28 protein-coding genes are annotated in these 17,679 nt (G+C 42.4%); 6 read left to right on the top strand and 22 right to left on the bottom strand.

All coding sequences use genetic code 11. The features are described 5' to 3' along the window. Window positions 1-306 precede the first annotated feature (306 nt). Window positions 307-852 carry a gamma carbonic anhydrase family protein gene (locus ACPEH5_RS22405; protein ID WP_042847528.1) on the top strand — a complete coding sequence of 182 codons (546 nt, stop codon included), beginning with the start codon at window positions 307-309 and terminating at the stop codon, window positions 850-852. Here ACPEH5_RS22405 and ACPEH5_RS22400 read toward each other — a convergent pair. The 5 genes from ACPEH5_RS22400 to dprA are packed head-to-tail and all read right to left on the bottom strand — an operon-like array spanning window position 828 to window position 4,137. Next, window positions 828-1,088, bottom strand: a complete 261-nt coding sequence (locus ACPEH5_RS22400; protein WP_042847529.1) for a DUF1488 domain-containing protein — start codon at window positions 1,086-1,088, stop codon at window positions 828-830. The two genes, ACPEH5_RS22405 and ACPEH5_RS22400, sit on opposite strands and share 25 nt — an antisense overlap. Continuing rightward, a complete protein-coding gene (gene aroE, locus ACPEH5_RS22395) occupies window positions 1,085-1,903 on the bottom strand; it encodes a shikimate dehydrogenase (RefSeq protein WP_042847530.1) in 819 nt (272 codons plus the stop codon). The genes ACPEH5_RS22400 and aroE overlap by 4 nt, the downstream gene beginning before the upstream one ends. Before the next feature lie 5 nt (window positions 1,904-1,908). Then, window positions 1,909-2,478, bottom strand: coding sequence for an L-threonylcarbamoyladenylate synthase type 1 TsaC (gene tsaC / locus ACPEH5_RS22390; protein ID WP_048605774.1), 570 nt, complete (start codon window positions 2,476-2,478; stop codon window positions 1,909-1,911). Window positions 2,479-2,490: 12 nt separating this feature from the next. After that, window positions 2,491-3,030, bottom strand: a complete 540-nt coding sequence (locus ACPEH5_RS22385) for a DNA topoisomerase family protein (RefSeq protein WP_042847532.1) — start codon at window positions 3,028-3,030, stop codon at window positions 2,491-2,493. Window positions 3,031-3,060: 30 nt separating this feature from the next. Further along, entirely contained in the window at window positions 3,061-4,137 is a 1,077-nt protein-coding gene (gene dprA / locus ACPEH5_RS22380; protein ID WP_166696432.1) for a DNA-processing protein DprA, read from the bottom strand. Window positions 4,138-4,270: 133 nt separating this feature from the next. On the opposite strand from dprA, the gene def reads away from it, so the two are divergent. The 5 genes from def (at window position 4,271) to mscL (ending at window position 9,052) form a co-directional block, all read left to right on the top strand. Beyond that, the gene (gene def, locus ACPEH5_RS22375; RefSeq protein ID WP_129467307.1) at window positions 4,271-4,789 is read left to right on the top strand and encodes a peptide deformylase; all 519 of its coding nucleotides are present in this window, start codon (window positions 4,271-4,273) and stop codon (window positions 4,787-4,789) included. A 32-nt stretch (window positions 4,790-4,821) separates the two neighbouring features. Continuing rightward, complete coding sequence (gene fmt, locus ACPEH5_RS22370) at window positions 4,822-5,769, top strand: methionyl-tRNA formyltransferase (RefSeq protein WP_129467308.1); 948 nt, start codon at window positions 4,822-4,824, stop codon at window positions 5,767-5,769. Window positions 5,770-5,837: 68 nt separating this feature from the next. Beyond that, complete coding sequence (gene rsmB, locus ACPEH5_RS22365) at window positions 5,838-7,124, top strand: 16S rRNA (cytosine(967)-C(5))-methyltransferase RsmB (RefSeq protein ID WP_281111415.1); 1,287 nt, start codon at window positions 5,838-5,840, stop codon at window positions 7,122-7,124. A 33-nt stretch (window positions 7,125-7,157) separates the two neighbouring features. Next, window positions 7,158-8,534 carry a Trk system potassium transporter TrkA gene (gene trkA / locus ACPEH5_RS22360; RefSeq protein WP_042847541.1) on the top strand — a complete coding sequence of 459 codons (1,377 nt, stop codon included), beginning with the start codon at window positions 7,158-7,160 and terminating at the stop codon, window positions 8,532-8,534. 107 nt (window positions 8,535-8,641) lie between these two features. After that, window positions 8,642-9,052 (top strand): large-conductance mechanosensitive channel protein MscL, encoded by a 411-nt coding sequence (gene mscL, locus ACPEH5_RS22355; RefSeq protein ID WP_042847544.1) that lies wholly within the window; start codon window positions 8,642-8,644, stop codon window positions 9,050-9,052. Here the strand turns inward: mscL and ACPEH5_RS22350 are convergent, their stop codons facing one another. From ACPEH5_RS22350 to rplE, 17 genes are all read right to left on the bottom strand, one after another. Beyond that, the gene (locus ACPEH5_RS22350; protein ID WP_042847548.1) at window positions 9,053-9,253 is read right to left on the bottom strand and encodes an alternative ribosome-rescue factor A; all 201 of its coding nucleotides are present in this window, start codon (window positions 9,251-9,253) and stop codon (window positions 9,053-9,055) included. It abuts the gene before it with no gap. A gap of 35 nt (window positions 9,254-9,288) precedes the next feature. Continuing rightward, window positions 9,289-9,705 carry a Zn(2+)-responsive transcriptional regulator gene (gene zntR, locus ACPEH5_RS22345; RefSeq protein WP_042847794.1) on the bottom strand — a complete coding sequence of 139 codons (417 nt, stop codon included), beginning with the start codon at window positions 9,703-9,705 and terminating at the stop codon, window positions 9,289-9,291. Window positions 9,706-9,840: 135 nt separating this feature from the next. Beyond that, window positions 9,841-10,227 carry a 50S ribosomal protein L17 gene (gene rplQ, locus ACPEH5_RS22340; protein WP_004907152.1) on the bottom strand — a complete coding sequence of 129 codons (387 nt, stop codon included), beginning with the start codon at window positions 10,225-10,227 and terminating at the stop codon, window positions 9,841-9,843. Between the two features lie 37 nt (window positions 10,228-10,264). Then, window positions 10,265-11,254: a DNA-directed RNA polymerase subunit alpha gene (locus ACPEH5_RS22335; protein ID WP_004265491.1), complete on the bottom strand. Its 990-nt coding sequence runs from the start codon at window positions 11,252-11,254 to the stop codon at window positions 10,265-10,267. A 25-nt stretch (window positions 11,255-11,279) separates the two neighbouring features. Then, window positions 11,280-11,900 (bottom strand): 30S ribosomal protein S4, encoded by a 621-nt coding sequence (gene rpsD / locus ACPEH5_RS22330; RefSeq protein WP_004265487.1) that lies wholly within the window; start codon window positions 11,898-11,900, stop codon window positions 11,280-11,282. A gap of 35 nt (window positions 11,901-11,935) precedes the next feature. After that, complete coding sequence (gene rpsK / locus ACPEH5_RS22325; protein WP_002919257.1) at window positions 11,936-12,325, bottom strand: 30S ribosomal protein S11; 390 nt, start codon at window positions 12,323-12,325, stop codon at window positions 11,936-11,938. Window positions 12,326-12,341: 16 nt separating this feature from the next. Continuing rightward, entirely contained in the window at window positions 12,342-12,698 is a 357-nt protein-coding gene (gene rpsM / locus ACPEH5_RS22320; protein WP_004907144.1) for a 30S ribosomal protein S13, read from the bottom strand. A 145-nt stretch (window positions 12,699-12,843) separates the two neighbouring features. Then, window positions 12,844-12,960, bottom strand: coding sequence for a 50S ribosomal protein L36 (gene rpmJ, locus ACPEH5_RS22315; protein ID WP_071548716.1), 117 nt, complete (start codon window positions 12,958-12,960; stop codon window positions 12,844-12,846). A gap of 46 nt (window positions 12,961-13,006) precedes the next feature. Next, window positions 13,007-14,332, bottom strand: a complete 1,326-nt coding sequence (gene secY, locus ACPEH5_RS22310) for a preprotein translocase subunit SecY (RefSeq protein WP_042847554.1) — start codon at window positions 14,330-14,332, stop codon at window positions 13,007-13,009. 7 nt (window positions 14,333-14,339) lie between these two features. Beyond that, window positions 14,340-14,774 (bottom strand): 50S ribosomal protein L15, encoded by a 435-nt coding sequence (gene rplO, locus ACPEH5_RS22305; RefSeq protein ID WP_004265478.1) that lies wholly within the window; start codon window positions 14,772-14,774, stop codon window positions 14,340-14,342. Window positions 14,775-14,777: 3 nt separating this feature from the next. Next, complete coding sequence (gene rpmD, locus ACPEH5_RS22300) at window positions 14,778-14,957, bottom strand: 50S ribosomal protein L30 (protein ID WP_004265475.1); 180 nt, start codon at window positions 14,955-14,957, stop codon at window positions 14,778-14,780. Between the two features lie 6 nt (window positions 14,958-14,963). After that, window positions 14,964-15,464, bottom strand: coding sequence for a 30S ribosomal protein S5 (rpsE, locus tag ACPEH5_RS22295; protein ID WP_004265471.1), 501 nt, complete (start codon window positions 15,462-15,464; stop codon window positions 14,964-14,966). A gap of 14 nt (window positions 15,465-15,478) precedes the next feature. Continuing rightward, window positions 15,479-15,832 (bottom strand): 50S ribosomal protein L18, encoded by a 354-nt coding sequence (gene rplR, locus ACPEH5_RS22290; protein WP_042847557.1) that lies wholly within the window; start codon window positions 15,830-15,832, stop codon window positions 15,479-15,481. Between the two features lie 9 nt (window positions 15,833-15,841). Continuing rightward, the gene (rplF, locus tag ACPEH5_RS22285) at window positions 15,842-16,375 is read right to left on the bottom strand and encodes a 50S ribosomal protein L6 (RefSeq protein WP_042847560.1); all 534 of its coding nucleotides are present in this window, start codon (window positions 16,373-16,375) and stop codon (window positions 15,842-15,844) included. A 14-nt stretch (window positions 16,376-16,389) separates the two neighbouring features. Then, entirely contained in the window at window positions 16,390-16,782 is a 393-nt protein-coding gene (rpsH, locus tag ACPEH5_RS22280) for a 30S ribosomal protein S8 (protein WP_042847562.1), read from the bottom strand. A 29-nt stretch (window positions 16,783-16,811) separates the two neighbouring features. Continuing rightward, window positions 16,812-17,117, bottom strand: coding sequence for a 30S ribosomal protein S14 (gene rpsN / locus ACPEH5_RS22275; protein WP_004265458.1), 306 nt, complete (start codon window positions 17,115-17,117; stop codon window positions 16,812-16,814). A 12-nt stretch (window positions 17,118-17,129) separates the two neighbouring features. Then, window positions 17,130-17,669 carry a 50S ribosomal protein L5 gene (rplE, locus tag ACPEH5_RS22270; protein WP_006816328.1) on the bottom strand — a complete coding sequence of 180 codons (540 nt, stop codon included), beginning with the start codon at window positions 17,667-17,669 and terminating at the stop codon, window positions 17,130-17,132. Window positions 17,670-17,679 lie beyond the last annotated feature (10 nt).

The following is a 17,679-nucleotide window of genomic DNA, read 5'->3' as shown; positions in this document are numbered from 1 at the left end:
ATTTTCAACTTTTTCTTTCTCACCTCTGTTATCACAAGGCTTCGAGGTTTTCTTCGAGCCGGTTTATCGTGACAACGGATGCGCATTATAGGGAGGTATTAGAATTACACAACCTTTTTTTTAAAAAAAAATGCCGTTTGGGGATAAAATCATCACTCTGTGTTTTTTAGCTTCATTATGGTTATAAAAAAAGCTAATTTCTGCCTATAATTCTACTTTAATGAAACTTGTTAGATACTCCCATTGTTGATGAACTAACTATTTTAGTTTCTAACCTTTATATTGATATTTTTAATGGTCATAGAAATGAACAAACTTTTACGCCCTTATCTAGGAATATCCCCTTCTGTCGAACCAAGTGTCTTTATTGACCCTTCCGCAGTTGTGATTGGAGATGTACGTTTAGCTAATGATGTCAGTATTTGGCCACTTTCAGTTTTACGTGGTGACGTAAATTATATATCTATCGGCGCAAGGACTAACATTCAGGATGGTTGTGTTTTGCATGTTACTCATAAATCAAGCAGCAATCCTACTGGTAACCCGCTAATCATTGGCGAAGATGTCACCGTAGGTCATAAAGTGATGCTACATGGCTGTACTATAGGAAATAGAGTGCTAGTTGGAATGGGCTCAATTATCATTGATGGGGCTATCATCGAAGATGATGTCGTTATTGGTGCTAACAGTTTAGTGACTCAAGGGAAAAGACTCGAATCTGGCTACTTATATACGGGAAGCCCAGCAAAAGCCATCCGAAAATTGACTGATGCTGAGTTAGGCCATTTACGTTATTCAGCAAACAACTATGTCGAATGGAAAAACAACTATTTAGCCTCTGATAATACGTAAAGACCATGTGCGCCATCGTGGCCTTGTTCAATCAAGGCTTCAAACTCTTCTTCTATATCCCATCGATGCTGCTGAAATAACCTCAGAGGAGTTTCTTCTTTACCATAGCGTTGAAACAATAATGACTGAGGAACTGCACATTCAGCAAGCATTCCGCTAATCAATACAGGAAAACGTACTTGCTTGGATAATTCATCCCACTCTTCTCTATCAGGAAATTGAATTTGCTGGTTCACCCTTTCAATTCCTTATATAAAGCAGATAGAACTGGCGTAATTTCAGGGAGAACACCATGCCATAGCTTAAAAGAAAATGCAGCTTGCCCTACAAGCATACCAAGGCCATCCGCTATTTTTGTCACCTGATGTTCACATGCAAAAGATAAAAATGGCGTCAATGTAGATTGATAAAACATATCGTAACAAGCAACTTGTTTGGTAAATATCAGTGAGTTTATTGTCGGGATATCACCACTTACACCCGATGAAGTTGCATTAATAATTAGATCAAAATCAGGAGAGGTGATCTGTTCGATCTGCATCCCTTTTATGTTACCTAGTGAAGAAAACTCATTAACTAATGTTTCTACTTTGGCATACGTTCTATTCGTTAGAGTAATGTTACATCCATATTCCAAGAGGGGGAGTAGCGCTCCCCGAGTTGCCCCACCAGCTCCGATCATTAGTATCTTGCTATTCGGATGAATAAATTCTAAGCGTTGGAGGTCTAACAATAGGCCCATGCCATCGGTATTATCACCAAGCAGGCGGTTATCATCTAACTTCATCACAGTATTAACTGCGCCACAGGCTTGGGCTCTTTCCGTTAACTCAGAAACAAGCTGATATGCCCTTTCTTTAAATGGCAAAGTAATGTTTGCACCTTTCCCCCCCTGAGAAAAAAATTCGGCTAAACTGAGCTCAAAGTTATCTACAGGCGCTAAAATTTTTTCGTATTCAAGTAGTATACCTGTTTGCTCCGCAAACATTTTATGTATAGATGGTGATTTACTGTGTTGAATCGGGTTACCAAAAACCGCAAACATTTCCATGAACATTACCCTTTACGATACAATTGACCCGTTTTAGCATCCCTAATTTCAGATGGGTTTTGGCGACCGCCAACCACCCCATCCAAAACAGGAATACTTTTGTTGAATTGAGCAATAACCTCATTTGTTGTTCTACATGGCTCTAGCCCACTTAAATTAGCGCTTGTAGACACCAACGGTTTACCATATTCACGACATAATTTTTTTACTAACTCGTGAGTAGTAACCCTCACCGCTAAAGTATCAAATTGGCCAGTTAACCACTTTGGTGTAGAGGCTTTCGCGGGTATCACCCAGGTTACAGGGCCCGGCCAAGTTGCGAACATCGCTTGCTTTTGCTCTTCCGTGAGTTGTTTATCATCAACATAGTCTTTTAATTGTTCGTAACTATCAGCAATCAGAATTAAACCTTTCTCCCAAGGGCGTTGCTTTAGTTCTAATAACTTGTTGACTGCATTTTCGTTATCAGGGTCGCAACCTAATCCAAAAACAGCTTCCGTTGGATAGGCAATAACTTCCCCTTTTTGTAATGAAACAATAATACTTTCAATTGCAGGTGTAGATTTATTTGGCATAGTTTTAACTCGTTATTCTTCTTGTTGCTTACCGCAACGTTTACTGGCACAAAATAATCTTACTCCTTGTCCCCCCTTTTTTTCCATCAATAATGGATATTCACAATACAAACATTTACCAGTCACAGGTTTATTATTTAATATAAACTGACAGTTAGGATAATTATCACAAGCATAAAAAGTCTTCCCAAAACGGGATTTTCTTTGCAATAAATTTCCTTTTTGGCATTGTGGGCATGGAATTTTAGTTTCATCCGGCTTATCAATTAGCTCAATATGTTCACACTCAGGGTAGTTACTACAACCTATGAACATGCCAAATCGGCCTTGTTTCAGCACTAAATCATGACCACATTTCGGACAAGATTGCCCGTCTAAAACTTTAATGATATGGCTTTCCACCATTGCCCTAAGTGGGCGCATATAATTGCACTGAGGATAACTTGAGCAACCTAAAAAAGGGCCGTGTGTACTATTACGGATCACCAGTATAGAGTTACATTCTGGGCAATATTCATTTTTTTCTGTATCAAAAGGCAGCTGTTTCGACATATCATTCTCTACTTTCTTTAGCCGATAAAGCTAAATTAATCTAATATACCCACCAGCACTTGAGCAAATCACTCCATTAATTTCCATTTCAGTTAAAATAGAAATCACTTGAGTGATTGGGACTTGTGTTTGTTCTGCAATCACATCTACTGGTGTAGGTTTGTACCCCACCATACCTAAAATTTTATTTTCTACCACATTAAACTCAAGTGGGTTTTCATTTATAGGTAACTCCGTTTGAATCCAATTTAACCCATCAACTAAATGCTGCAAAACATCATTTGGTTCTATTAATAAATAAGCCCCCTGTTGTAATAACCAATGATTCCCTCCAAACGCAGGGTTACCTAATGGAGCAGGTAATGTAAAAAGATCACGATTTTGTTCAATTGCATATCGCGCTGTTATTAATGAACCACTTTTCATACCTGCCTCTATCACAACAACTGCTTTACTTAACCCACTAATGATACGATTTCGCTGCGGAAACTGCTTGGGTAATGGGGGAGTGCTAGGCCAGTATTCGGAAATTAGTGCCCCATTCATTTTAATATGCTCAGCTAACCCATAATGTTGTTTTGGATAAATATTTTCTAGACCACTTCCCAGAACTGCGATGGTTTTACCATCATTGTCAAGCGCAGCTTTGTGGCTTATTCCATCAATACCGATTGCGAGTCCACTCGTGATAGTCACCCCATGCTGCACAAAGTCTTTAGTAAATATATTGGTCCATTTTCGACCATATTCGCTAGCTTGCCGGCTACCAATTAAAGCAACCTGTGGCGTTGCTAACAATTCACTTTGCCCTACCACAAAAAGTAATAGGGGAGGACGATAAATTTGCTTTAAGAGATGTGGGTAATTAGGGTCAAGATAAGTAATTAATTGATGATTTTGATTAGCGAGCCATTTTTGTACTTTTTCGATTCGATTCATTGGAACATGAAGAAATTGCAATTGCTGCATCTCATTCAGACCACTGTCTCGTAAGGCTTGATGACTAACCTTATCTAACAGGGTTAACTCATTAACTATTTTTACTGCACGCTGAGGTAATAGCTTTTTTACCTGTGACATTCTCAGCCAGATTTCTTGAGTATTCATTTTGTCATCCTGACTAAATTAGTAAATAGGTTCTTCAGTGAACAAATGATAACCAATACTGTCAATATGACGGAGAAATGTCTAGAATAGTCATTAATTCCCATTCACTTTTTGGAAACTGCTCGAAAAATTTATGTCAGTCTTAAACGTGTTACATTACCCAGACGAACGCTTACGCACAATTGCTAAGCCGGTCGAAAAAGTTGATGCCTCTATTCAGCGCATCGTTGATGATATGTTCGATACCATGTATGAAGAAGAAGGTATTGGGCTCGCAGCAACACAAGTCGATATCCACCAGCGTATTATTGTTATTGATGTTTCTGAAACCCGTGATGAACGTCTAGTACTTATTAACCCTGAATTATTAGATAAATCAGGAGAAACTGGTATCGAAGAGGGTTGTCTTTCTATTCCTGAACAGCATGGGTTTGTGCCGCGAGCAGAGCAAGTAAAAGTTAAGGCTTTAGATTACAACGGAGAGTCTTTTGAGCTTGAAGCGGATGGTTTATTAGCTATTTGTATCCAACATGAAATGGATCACCTTGTTGGTAAGCTGTTTGTTGATTATTTATCCCCTTTAAAACGTCAACGCATCCGCCAAAAAGTTGAAAAACTGGATAGACAAAGAGCAAAAGAGGCTAAAAAATAGCTAGCTTGGTAACTATAAACAGGGAAATTAACGTGTCAGAACCATTAAAAATTATCTTTGCGGGTACTCCGGATTTTGCTGCTAAACATTTAGCCGCGCTTTTAGAAACGAATCACCAAATTGTTGGTGTACTTACTCGCCACGATAAACCTGCGGGTAGAGGGAAAAAACTAACACCAAGTCCGGTTAAAGTTCTAGCTGAAGAGCACCAACTTCCTGTTTTTCAACCTGTATCGCTTCGAGATGCTGAAAATCAACAATGGATCAAAGAAAGAAACGCAGACCTAATGATCGTCGTTGCCTATGGGTTAATTCTGCCACAAGCTGTTTTAGATATTCCTCGTTTAGGCTGCCTAAATGTTCACGGCTCTTTACTACCTCGTTGGCGAGGAGCTGCTCCTATTCAACGTTCTATTTGGGCAGGTGATGCTGAAACGGGCGTCACTATTATGCAAATGGATGCAGGTTTAGACACAGGTGATATGCTTTATAAGGCAATTTGCCCGATTACCCCCCACGATACAAGTGCTACATTGTATGAAAAGCTAGCGATAACTGGCCCACAAGCATTGATCCATACCGTAGATATGTTGTCGTTAGGCCAATGTGTCCCAGAAAAGCAGGATGATTCGCTGGCTAATTATGCCGAAAAATTATCTAAGGAAGAAGCGCGTATTGATTGGCAACAAGATGCCAGCCACATCGAACGCTGTATCCGCGCATTTAACCCTTGGCCTATGAGTCATTTTACGGTTGAAGAGCAGCTAATCAAAGTATGGCAAGCTGAAGTAATCTCTGGGACTCACAATAAACAGCCAGGAACAATCATTAGCGCCGATAAAAAAGGGATAAGCATTGCCACGGGTAATGGCATACTGAATATCACTCAGTTACAACCACCAGGCAAAAAAGCAATGAGTGCGCAAGATATACTAAACTCCCGTCGTGAATGGTTTACTCCAGAGCAAATTCTAGATTAATAAATCTGTAAACTGCCTGATATCATCAGGCAGTTTTATTTTAGCAACTACAAAGTTCATCTTCTTTTATGAAAAATACATATAATTTGCGAAGTATCGCAGCAACAGCAATCAGTCAAGTTCTTGATAATGGACAATCCTTAAATACTGTGTTGCCCGATTTACAACGCAATATCAATGATAAAGATAAAGCACTATTACAAGAGATTTGTTTTGGTGTCTTACGTTACTTACCTAAACTAGAATGGTTCATTGGCCAGCTTATGGAAAAACCATTAACAGGTAAGCAAAGAGCGCTTCACTACCTCATCATGGTGGGTATTTATCAACTTCTTTATACTCGAATTCCGGCGCATGCCGCATTGGCGGAAACAGTCAATGGCGCTGTTGCCTTAAAACGCCCACAACTAAAAGGGCTGGTTAATGGGGTTTTGCGTTCATTCCAGCGCCAACAAACACAATTAGAAGAACGCATTGCTAACAACAATAGCCAGTATTTACATCCGAGTTGGTTATTGAAACGCATACAAAATGCCTATCCTGATGAATGGCAATCAATCACAGATGCAAATAACCAACGCCCACCTATGTGGTTAAGGGTCAACTCTCAGCACCATACCGCAACTCAATATCTTGATTTACTCAAACAGGCTGACATAGCTGCGGATGTACATGCCACGCATACCAGTGCTATTCGTTTGCATGAACCAACCGCAGTTTCTAAACTACCGGGCTTTGAAGAAGGTTGGTGTACAGTGCAAGATGTGTCCGCTCAAGGTTGTGCTGAACTATTACAACCCCAAGATGGTGAAAGTATCCTAGATTTATGTGCAGCACCTGGTGGGAAAACAACACATATTTTAGAGTTAGCGCCAAAAGCGAAAGTACTCGCGGTAGATATTGATGATGCTCGCCTTAAAAGGGTAAAAGAAAATCTAACACGGCTACAACAACATGCAACAGTTGTTCAAGGTGATGGTACTCAACCAGAAAAATGGGCGAAAGAACAGCAATTTGACCGCATTTTACTAGATGCACCTTGCTCTGCAACCGGTGTAATAAGGCGCCATCCTGATATTAAATGGCTACGCCGTGATACTGATATCAATGAACTTGCACAGCTACAGGCTCAAATACTTGAAGCTATTTGGCCTTATTTAAAACCAGACGGGACTTTGCTATATGCGACTTGTTCAATTATGCCTGAAGAAAACAGCCAGCAAATAGAAAATTTCCTAACTAAGCATACTGATGCATGCCTAAATGATGGAACCAAATTAGGGTTACAAATATTGCCAACTACCGATGGTGGTGATGGCTTTTTTTATGCACGCTTAATAAAAAAAGTACAATAATAAGTCGTTAATTACCTGATATAGGAATATGCAATGAAGATCATTATTCTAGGCGCTGGGCAAGTTGGTGGGACACTTGCTGAAAATTTAGTTGATGAGAACAATGATATTACAGTAGTTGATACAGACGGAGATCGCCTACGTCAGCTACAAGATCAGTTTGATCTGCGTGTCGTTAATGGCCATGGCTCTCATCCTAGAGTCCTTCGTGATGCTGGAGCCGAAGACGCAGACATGCTAGTTGCCGTCACTAACTCTGACGAAACAAATATGATTGCTTGCCAAATTGCATATAGCCTATTTAATACACCTAATAAAATTGCTCGTATTAGGGCAACCGAATATATTCGTGAAGCGGATAAGCTCTTTCTACCTGAACAGATCCCTATTGATTATTTGATATCGCCAGAGCAGTTAGTGATAGATTACATTTATAAATTAATCCAATATCCAGGTGCGCTCCAGGTCGTTAATTTTGCGGAAGGTAAAGTCAGCATTGTGGCAGTAAAAGCCTATTATGGGGGATCACTTGTAGGCAACGCCTTATCCAGTTTACGTGAACACATGCCTCATATCGATACTCGTGTCGTAGCAATATTTCGTCAAGACAGACCAATCCGCCCACAAGGCTCAACTATTATTGAAGCGGGTGATGAGGTATTTTTCGTCGCTTCAACACAACATATCAGAGCAGTCATGAGTGAACTACAAAGACTGGAAAAACCCTATAAACGTTTAATGATTGTTGGCGGTGGTAATGTTGGTGCAGGTTTAGCTAGAAGGCTTGAAAAAGACTACAGTGTAAAATTAATTGAGCGAAACCAACAACGTGCAACAGAACTTGCTGAGTTATTGCATGATACTATCGTTTTTTATGGTGATGCATCTGATCAAGAGTTACTAACGGAAGAACACATTGAACAGATGGATGTATTTATTGCTCTTACAAATGACGATGAAGCTAATATTATGTCTGCCATGCTAGCAAAAAAAATGGGCGCTAAAAAAGCAATGGTACTTATTCAACGCTCAGCTTATGTTGAACTTGTGCAAGGTGGGGTTATTGATATTGCAATTTCACCACAGCAAGCGACAATTTCAGCTTTATTAAGTCATGTGAGAAAAGCCGATATCGTGAATGTTTCATCATTAAGAAGAGGTGTTGCTGAAGCAATCGAAGCAATTGCACACGGCGATGAGAATACATCTAAAGTTGTTGGTAAAAAAATATCAGAGATTAAACTTCCGCCAGGTACAATTATTGGGGCAATAGTTCGCGAAGAAGAAGTAATTATTGCTAGCGATTACCATATTATTGAACAAGGCGACCATGTCATCATGTTTATTACAGATAAAAAACATGTCCCTGATGTTGAAAAACTATTCCAGCCAAGTCCATTCTTTTTATAAAAAATAAAAATGTATAAATATTTGTAGCTTATTAATTCTAGCGACTATAATTTGTTAACCTAATACACATTTTGTTTCAATTAAGGTATTTATTAAGGGGTCGTCGAATGAGCTTTTTAAAAGATTTCCGTGAATTTGCCATGAAAGGCAATGTAGTAGATATGGCTGTCGGTATTATTATTGGTGCTGCTTTCGGTAAAATTGTATCTTCTCTAGTTGCTGATGTCATCATGCCTCCACTAGGTTTAATCATCGGAGGTGTTGATTTCAAATCATTTAGTATTGTTCTAAAAGAAGCGCAAGGTGACTTACCAGCCGTAGTACTTAATTATGGGATGTTTTTACAAACTGTATTTGACTTTATTATTGTCGCCTTTGCTATTTTTATGGCAATTAAAGCAATGAATAAAGTTCGCCGTGCAAAAGAAGCTGCTCCAGCTGAGCCTGCACCACCATCAACTGAAGAAGTCTTATTATCAGAAATTCGTGATTTATTAAAAGAACAGAATAAAAAATAACTAAAAGGCCAGTGGTAATAAGTAAATAAACCTATTACCACTGGCCTCCCAGTTACCTGCCTTATTATTTTTCCCTTTTCTTGTATAACTTCCTTTACCTTTTTTATTTTTCTCAACTCTTTGACGAAATAATGGGTCATGAAGTAATGCTACAATTGCATTATCTTTAATCTCACCACGCTTATGTTGATATTTACTCATGATATACCTTCATATAATTAGTGGGTTTTATATCCTTAATAAACTTTAGAAGCACCTTTTTCTAAAATCTCCATAATTGAACAATAGGTTGTTGCATGTTCCTCACCACAACATGCTGAGCTAAGCATCTTCAGTGAATCGCGCATAATAATAAGCTCTTGTATTTTTTTTTCAACTTCTAGTAACCTAACATCAACAATTTGCTTGGATTCTTGGCATGTATGATGTTCCGGATCAACTCTTATTGAAAGTAACTCTGCAATAGCATCCAAAGTAAACCCTAACTGTTTTGCATAGCGAATAAAGCGTAATCGCTGCAAATCCTGTTCTGTAAATAGCCGATAGCCACCTTCAGTTCTTATTTTATGTCCCATCAAACCTTGTTTCTCATAAAAACGGATGGTGTCTGGAGTGACATCAGCTAATTTAGCTATTTCGCCAATCTTATACATACTCATGAACGCTTACCTATAAATAAGGGTTAACAACAAAAAATTCAAGAGCACAAAATCTGCTTTGGAAAAGTAAGAATAGCAGGTACAAAAAAACCGGGCAATATACCCGGTTTTCTTGAAAGCGACGACAGATTACTCTGCTGCTGCTTCTTGAGACTCAACAGCACGGTCAACAAGCTCGATGTAAGCCATCGGAGCATTGTCACCTGTGCGGTAGCCACACTTAAGAATACGAGTGTAACCACCTGCACGAGCTGCGAAACGAGGTCCCAGTTCATTAAATAATTTTGCAACGATCTCGTTATCACGAGTACGTGCGAATGCCAGACGACGATTAGCTACGCTGTCGGTCTTGGCAAGAGTAATCAGCGGCTCAACGACGCGACGCAGTTCTTTCGCTTTAGGCAGAGTCGTCTTGATGATCTCATGACGAACTAAAGAACCAGCCATGTTACGGAACATAGCTTGGCGGTGGCTGCTGTTGCGGTTCAATTGACGACCACTCTTACGATGGCGCATGACCTTATCCTTCTCAGTAAAACCTTAACCTGTGATCTTAATCATCAGCAATACTTGCTGGTGGCCAATTTTCTAAGCGCATGCCCAGAGAAAGACCACGAGATGCCAAGACGTCCTTAATTTCAGTAAGAGATTTCTTACCGAGGTTAGGCGTTTTAAGCAACTCAACTTCTGTACGCTGTACCAGATCACCGATGTAGTGGATAGCTTCTGCTTTGAGGCAGTTAGCAGAGCGGACAGTCAATTCCAGATCGTCAACTGGGCGCAGTAAGATAGGATCGAATTCTGGCTTCTCTTCTTTAACTTCCGGTTGACGTACATCACGTAAATCAACGAATGCTTCAAGTTGTTCAGCTAGAATGGTCGCTGCACGGCGAATCGCCTCTTCAGGATCGATTGTACCGTTAGTTTCCATTTCAATAACTAACTTATCCAAGTCCGTACGTTGCTCAACACGAGCTGCTTCAACATTATAGGCAATACGCTCTACTGGGCTGTAGCAAGCATCGACTAACAAACGACCGATTGGGCGCTCATCTTCTTCCGAATGAACTCGGGCAGAAGCCGGCACATAACCACGACCACGCTGTACTTTAATTCGCATATTAATAGATGCGCTTTCGTCAGTCAGGTGGCAGATGATGTGCTGTGGCTTGACGATTTCGACATCACCATCATGGATGATGTCGGCTGCAGTCACAGGGCCAATGCCAGATTTATTCAAGGTTAAAATAACTTCATCTTTCCCCTGAACTTTTACCGCCAGCCCTTTCAGGTTGAGGAGAATCTCCAGGATATCTTCCTGTACACCTTCTTTGGTGCTGTACTCATGCAGTACACCATCAATCTCAACCTCTGTCACCGCACAACCCGGCATAGACGAAAGCAGAATACGGCGCAGTGCGTTACCAAGAGTATGGCCAAAGCCACGCTCTAAAGGCTCAAGGGTCACCTTAGCGTGCGTCGAACTCACTTGCTCGATATCTACCAGGCGCGGTTTTAGAAACTCTGTCACAGAACCCTGCATTGTGTCCTCTCTTTGGTGCTAAGCTTTACTTGGAGTAAAGCTCGACGATCAGGTGTTCGTTAATGTCCGCAGACAAGTCAGTACGTTCAGGAATACGTTTGAACACACCTTCCATTTTAGCAGCATCAACTTCCAGCCAAGTTGGCTTCTCACGCTGTTCAGCCAGCTCTAAAGCAGCCTTAATACGAGACTGTTTTTTAGCTTTCTCACGAACGCTGATAACGTCATTCGGGGAAACCTGATAAGAAGCGATATTAACTACGCGACCATTTACCATGATAGCCTTATGGCTAACCATTTGACGTGCTTCTGCGCGAGTTGCGCCAAAGCCCATACGGTAAACTACGTTATCAAGACGGCCTTCCAGCAAAGTCAGCAGGTTTTCACCTGTGTTGCCTTTCAGACGTGTTGCTTCTTTATAATAGTTACGGAATTGACGCTCCAGAACACCGTAGATACGACGAACTTTTTGTTTTTCACGTAACTGAACACCATAGTCAGACAGACGCGGTTTACGCGCTCCGTGCTGGCCTGGTGCCTGTTCTAATTTACACTTGGTGTCAATCGCGCGAACACCAGACTTCAGAAAGAGGTCTGTTCCTTCGCGACGGCTCAGCTTGAGCTTAGGACCCAAATATCTAGCCATTTTCTTTCTCCAACAGTCCTAAAAAACGATACGTATTAAACGCGACGTTTTTTCGGTGGGCGACAACCGTTATGAGGGATAGGAGTCACATCAGTAATATTAGTGATGCGAAAACCTGCGGCGTTCAGAGCACGAATTGTTGATTCGCGACCCGGACCCGGTCCCTTAACCATAACTTCCAAGTTTTTAATTCCGTATTCTTTCACAGCTTCTGCGCAACGCTCTGCTGCAACCTGAGCTGCAAACGGAGTGGATTTGCGAGAACCACGGAAACCGGAACCACCGGCAGTTGCCCAACCTAATGCGTTACCTTGACGATCAGTAATAGTAACGATTGTGTTGTTGAAAGAAGCATGGATATGAGCCACACCGTCTGAGACTTGTTTTCTTACACGCTTACGTGCACGAATTGGTGCCTTTGCCATTATTCAGTACCCCGACTTATTTCTTGATCGGCTTACGCGGACCCTTGCGGGTACGAGCGTTAGTCTTAGTACGCTGTCCGCGCACAGGAAGACCACGACGATGACGTAAACCACGGTAACAACCAAGGTCCATTAGACGCTTGATGCTCAGGGTAATTTCACGACGTAGGTCACCTTCTACAACATACTTGGCAACTTCGTCACGCAGCTTGTCGATTTGTTCTTCAGACAGTTCACTGATCTTAACATTTTCAGCAATACCAGTTGCTTCACAGATAGCCTGTGAACGTGTTTTGCCGATTCCGAAAATCGATGTTAAAGCGATTACGGTATGTTTATGATCAGGAATGTTAATGCCTGCTATACGGGCCACTATGCACTCCTAAGTTAAAATATACATTACTGTGCTGAAAAGCCCGTTTTCAGGATACTCAAACAATAATGTATCTTAGATAAAAAAGATTGGCTGGCTAATTTAGCCAGCTCAACCCAACTTTGCAAGAAAAAAATGCTTTTTCTTAGCCTTGACGTTGTTTATGTCTTGGCTCAACACTGCAAATTACACGAACGCTACCATTGCGACGGATAACTTTGCAGTTACGGCATAATTTCTTGACGGAAGCACGAACTTTCATTTTTACTCTCCGTAACTTCTAAGCAAACCATAATCACACAGAGTGATTATTTACCTTTCAGGTTTGCTTTCTTCAATGCAGACTCATACTGACTTGACATCATCAGAGTTTGCACTTGAGCCATAAAGTCCATGATAACAACAACCACGATTAAGAGGGAAGTACCACCAAAGTAAAAAGGTACTTTCATTGCGTCACGCATGAACTCCGGGATTAGGCAGATGAAGGTAATATATAATGCGCCAACTAATGTCAAGCGAGTCATTACCTTATCAATGTACTTGGCCGTTTGCTCTCCCGGACGAATTCCTGGTACAAATGCACCGGACTTCTTCAGGTTATCTGCTGTTTCTCTTGGGTTGAAAACCAACGCCGTATAGAAGAAACAGAAGAAGATGATCGCAGATGCATAAAGCAACACATATAACGGTTGACCAGGCTGCAAATACATAGAAATAGTCGTCAGCCAGTCCCAGCCAGTTCCATCACCAAACCAAGAAGCTATTGTACCCGGGAATAGTATGATACTGGAAGCAAAAATTGCAGGAATTACACCCGCCATATTCACTTTTAACGGTAAATGTGTACTTTGTGCTGCATAAACACGGCGCCCCTGCTGACGTTTAGCGTAATTAACGACAATACGACGTTGACCACGTTCCATAAACACAACAAAGAAAGTAACCGCGAATACTAATACTGCAACCAACAGCAACAGGAGGAAGTGCAGGTCGCCTTGCCGAGCTTGCTCGATGGTATGGCCAATAGCCGGCGGTAACCCCGCAACAATACCAGCGAAGATAATGATAGAGATACCGTTACCAATACCTCTTTCAGTTATCTGTTCACCTAACCACATTAAGAACATTGTCCCTGTGACTAAGCTAACAACAGCCGTAAAGTAGAATGGAAGACCCGGATCAATAACCAATCCTTGCATCCCTGGCATATTCGGTAGACCCATTGCAATACCAATAGATTGGAATATTGCTAATACCAGAGTACCCCAACGAGTATATTGGCTTATCTTCCGACGACCTGCTTCTCCTTCCTTCTTAATCTCTGCTAATCGTGGATTAACCACAGATAATAATTGGATGATGATCGACGCCGAAATATACGGCATGATCCCCAAAGCAAAGATAGAAGCACGGCTAAGAGCACCACCAGAGAACATGTTAAACATTTCAATGATGGTGCCTTGTTGCTGTTCGAGCAATTTGGCAAGCACAGTGGCATCAATACCAGGGATTGGAATAAAAGAACCAATTCGGAATACAATTAGCGCACCAATTACAAACAAAAGTCTGCGTTTAAGTTCGCCAGTTCCACCCTTGGCACTTTGAAAATCTAATCCTGGTTGTTTAGCCATCTGTCACTTATTCCTCAATTTTACCGCCGGCAGCTTCGATTGCAGCGCGAGCACCTTTAGTAACACGAAGGCCACGTACAGTAACTGCACGGTTCACTTCGCCAGACAGAATAACTTTCGCATATTCAATCTGGATGCCAACAACGTTCGCGGCTTTCAGTGCGTTCAGATCAATAACATCGCCTTCAACAGCAGCAAAATCAGACAGACGAATCTCTGCAGTGATCATTGCTTTACGTGAAGTGAAGCCGAATTTCGGCAGACGACGATATAAAGGCATCTGGCCGCCTTCGAAACCACGACGTACGCCACCGCCAGAACGAGATTTCTGACCTTTGTGACCACGGCCGCCGGTTTTACCCAGACCAGAACCGATACCACGACCTACGCGTTTAGGCGCGTGCTTGGCACCTTCAGCCGGAGACAGAGTATTTAAACGCATCTCTTACTCCTCAACTTTAACCATGTAGGAAACCAAGTTGACCATACCACGTACAGCAGGAGTATCCTCGCGCTCTACTGTATGACCAATGCGACGCAGACCTAAACCGACCAGTGTTGCCTTATGCTTAGGCAGACGACCGATTGAACTGCGAACTTGTGTAATTTTAATAGTCTTAGCCATGGCCGATTACCCCAGAATTTCTTCGACGGATTTTCCACGCTTAGCTGCGACCATTTCTGGAGACTTCATGCTGTCTAAAGCATCCAGTGTTGCACGAACCACGTTGATTGGGTTTGTGGAACCGTAGGTTTTAGCCAGTACGTTGCGAACTCCAGCTACTTCTAAAACAGCACGCATTGCACCGCCGGCAATGATACCGGTACCTTCGTGAGCAGGTTGCATAAACACACGAGAACCAGTGTGTGTACCTTTCACAGGGTGGAACAATGTGCCGTTGTTTAGAGCAACGGTTTTCATACTGCGACGGGCTTTTTCCATCGCTTTCTGGATTGCTGCCGGAACTTCGCGCGCTTTGCCGTAGCCAAAACCAACGCGACCGTTACCATCACCAACTACAGTTAGTGCGGTAAAGCTGAAAATACGGCCACCTTTAACGGTTTTTGCTACGCGGTTTACCGCGATCAGCTTTTCCTGCAGTTCGCCAGCTTGTTTCTCGATGTGAGCCATCTTACACCTCTACCTTAGAACTGAAGGCCAGCTTCACGGGCAGCATCTGCCAGTGCCTGGACTCTACCATGATATTGGAAACCAGAACGGTCAAAAGCAACAACTTTGATGCCTTTTTCCAGTGCGCGTTCTGCAACTAATTTACCAACAATTGCTGCTGCGTCTTTGTTTCCAGTAAACTTAACTTGTTCATTGATAGCTTTTTCTGTAGTAGAAGCTGCAACCAATGTTTCAGAACCGTTCGGTGCGATAACCTGCGCATAAATATGGCGTGGAGTACGATGTACCACCAGGCGAGTCGCACCCAACTCTTGGATCTTACGGCGTGCGCGGGTCGCACGACGGATACGAGCTGCTTTCTTATCCATAGTGTTACCTTACTTCTTCTTAGCCTCTTTGGTACGCACGATTTCATCGGCGTAACGAACACCTTTACCTTTATAAGGTTCAGGACGACGGTAAGCACGCAGTTCTGCTGCAACTTGGCCAATCACTTGCTTATCCGCACCTTTCAGTACGATTTCAGTTTGTGTTGGACATTCAGCAGTAATGCCTGCTGGCAGTGCGTGTTCAACCGGATGCGAGAAACCTAAAGACAAGCTTACAGCATTGCCTTTGATTGCTGCACGGTAACCAACACCGACCAGTTGAAGCTTTTTAGTGAAGCCATCGGTAACACCAACAACCATTGCATTACACAGTGAACGAGTAGTACCCGCTTGTGCCCATGCATCCGCGAAACCTTCGCGTGGTGCGAAAGTCAGCTGATTGTCTTCGTTTTTAACTTCAACTGCATTATGGATAGTACGACTAAGCTCGCCGTTTTTACCCTTAATCGAAATAACCTGACCGTTGAGTTTTACCTCTACGCCGGCAGGAATGACGACGGGTGCTTTTGCCACACGAGACATTCTTTCCTCCCGAATTAAGCTACGTAGCAGAGAATCTCGCCACCAAGACCAGCTTGGCGAGCTGCACGATCAGTCATGACACCTTTAGAGGTAGAAATAACAGCGATACCTAACCCAGCCATAACTTGTGGTAGCTCATCTTTTTTCTTATAGATGCGCAGGCTTGGGCGGCTTACACGCTGAATGCTTTCTACGACAGCCTTACCTTGGAAATAACGTAAAGTCAGTTCCAATTCTGGCTTGATGTCGCCTTCAATTTTAAAATCTTCGATATAACCTTCTTCCTTCAGCACTTTGGCAATTGCCACTTTCAGCTTGGAGGAAGGCATGGTGACCGCAACTTTGTTCGCGGCCTGACCGTTACGGATACGGGTCAGCATATCCGCGATGGGATCTTGCATGCTCATCTGTCTTTACTCCCGTGATTCAAATGGAATTACCAACTTGCCTTTTTAAGGCCCGGGATTTCACCGCGCATTGCGGCTTCACGGACTTTAATACGGCTCAGACCAAACTTCCGCAGGAAACCATGCGGACGCCCTGTTTGACGGCAGCGGTTACGCTGACGAGAAGGACTTGAATCACGTGGCAGTGTTTGCAGCTTGAGAACAGCGTCCCAGCGATCTTCATCGGATGCTTTAACATCAGAGATGATAGCTTTCAATTCTACGCGTTTTGCGAAGAACTTCTCAGCTAATTTAGCACGTTTAACATCACGCGCTTTCATAGATTTCTTAGCCATGAGTACCCTGCCTTACTTGCGGAACGGGAAGTTGAACGCTGCTAACAGTGCGCGACCTTCGTCATCTGATTTCGCAGTAGTGGTGATAGTAATATCTAAACCACGTACGCGATCCACTTTATCGTAATCGATTTCAGGGAAGATGATTTGTTCACGAACACCCATGCTGTAGTTACCGCGACCATCGAAAGACTTAGCGGGCAAGCCACGGAAGTCACGAATACGTGGTACAGCAATAGAAATCAGACGCTCAAGGAACTCCCACATGCGTTCGCCACGCAGGGTTACTTTACAGCCGATTGGATAGCCCTGACGGATTTTGAAGCCTGCAACAGATTTGCGTGCTTTGGTGATCAAAGGTTTTTGACCTGAGATCGCTGTTAAATCAGCTGCTGCGTTATCCAGCAGTTTTTTATCAGCAATCGCTTCACCAACACCCATATTCAGGGTGATCTTCTCGACCCGAGGGACTTGCATGACAGAAGTGTAGTTAAACTCAGTCATGAGTTTATTAACTACTTCGTCTTTATAGTAATCATGCAGTTTCGCCATCGTATACTCC

It is taken from the genome of Providencia sp. NPDC089933 (assembly GCF_049545585.1).
Lineage (GTDB): Bacteria > Pseudomonadota > Gammaproteobacteria > Enterobacterales > Enterobacteriaceae > Providencia > Providencia huashanensis.
The sequence above is the reverse complement of the archived record's forward strand: the minus strand, read 5'-3'. Positions and strand labels throughout refer to the sequence as shown.